The following is a 1460-nucleotide window of genomic DNA, read 5'->3' as shown; positions in this document are numbered from 1 at the left end:
TAAAACCGTTACCGATGAGACTGAATTCCGGTTTTGGCAATGTCATGGTTCCACTACCGGAAAGTATCGTCAGCTGTTGCTTTTCAAACTTATACTCAGGTACCTGTTCAAGCTCAATCAGCATGGCGGCTATAAAGAGCCACAGCCGCTTCTGTCCTTCCATGACCGCATCACCTTTGATAACCACCCCTTTGCCACCGGTGCCGGCCACCTGCGATGAAAAGCAAAGGTTCGGTATCTGTTGGTGGTCAGTCAGGTAATGGTGTGCCAGCAGCAGCCCTTCCAATATAAGCTCCTGTTCTTTTACCTGAAGGGCATTGGAGGTCTGTCGGGCAATACAGGCCTCCAGAAAATCCTGCATTTTTTGTGGCTTGAATGTCTGGTGTATCCGGTACAGTTGGTGAGTCCCGGGGACAGTGTCGAAGAAGCTGTCGAGCTTTTGGGCAAAGTCTGAGCGCTTGGCCTCTGGCTGCAACCAGATAAGCTCCAGCATCATTGCTTTACTTCGTTTCAGGGGGTATCGCTGACCAAGTCTTTCCCGAAGTGGCTTCAATGCCTCCCATTGCTCTTTGTTCGGGGCAGGACTCAGGTTTTTGCACACTCTGATGTACTCCAGACACTCGGGTTCAGGAAGCTTCGTCAGGGCAAGCTTTATGGTTTCCAAGGGGGCGGAAAGGGAGAGTGCCTTAGTGAGCAAGTCTTGGTCTTGCGGTTTTTCATTTTTCCTTTTCAGCCAGAAATGTACGCCTGCACCACCATGGTTGTAAAGCGTCGGTATCAACGATCTCAGCGCAGAAAGTACTTGGGTTCTTTCATTGTGGGCGTTTGTGAAAGCGGTCAGGTATTGTTCAAACTCTGCCATCGTCATACGCCATTTGTTAGGAGCAGAACAGAACAGCGCCAGGACTTTCATGGTCTGTGCAATGGTTATACGCCACTTTTTAGGAGCCGAACTGAACAGCGGCAATGAGTTCATTGCATCGTCTTCTTCCTGCTCATCATCGGAGTCATCAATGTCGTAGTCAATGTCTCCGGAGAGTTCCAGAAGATCTGGAAGGCGTAAGCGAAATAACCTCTCATTGGCTGCCAACTCCCTATGCCCGGGTAACCCGGACTTGCATAACACTCGGCTGGCCATCTTCAGGAAAAGCTTCTTGTCACCCCGGGGCAGCCATTGAACAAAGGCTATTACGTCCGCCTCTACCGGGAAGCCTTTACCATAATACATGGCGGCAACGTGTCCAAGCAGCTCCCGGTGGACTGGTTTGTCTTTAACAGCAGCATCCTGACCTGGCTGCCAGCCCTCTTTCAGGCAGGGCATAGTAATGAAGGCTTTCACTTGCTCCCTGGTCGGGAAGCCCAGACGATAATTCATGTAGATGATGTGCATGAATAGTTTCCGGTCGATCGGGCTGTCTTTAACGGCCTCGTCGCAGCCCGGCTGCCAACCCACTTTCAGG

Annotated in this window: 1 protein-coding gene; it reads right to left on the bottom strand. The window is 51.1% G+C overall.

Annotated elements, in window-relative coordinates; all coding sequences use genetic code 11:
• On the bottom strand, positions 1 to 1460 hold a 1460-nt coding region (locus tag KDK19_RS07615), incomplete at both ends, for a hypothetical protein (protein ID WP_257291676.1).

It is taken from the genome of Endozoicomonas sp. ONNA1, from assembly GCF_024606325.1.
GTDB lineage: Bacteria > Pseudomonadota > Gammaproteobacteria > Pseudomonadales > Endozoicomonadaceae > Endozoicomonas_A.
Note: the sequence above shows the minus strand (reverse complement) of the source record. Positions and strands in the feature narration are given on the sequence as shown.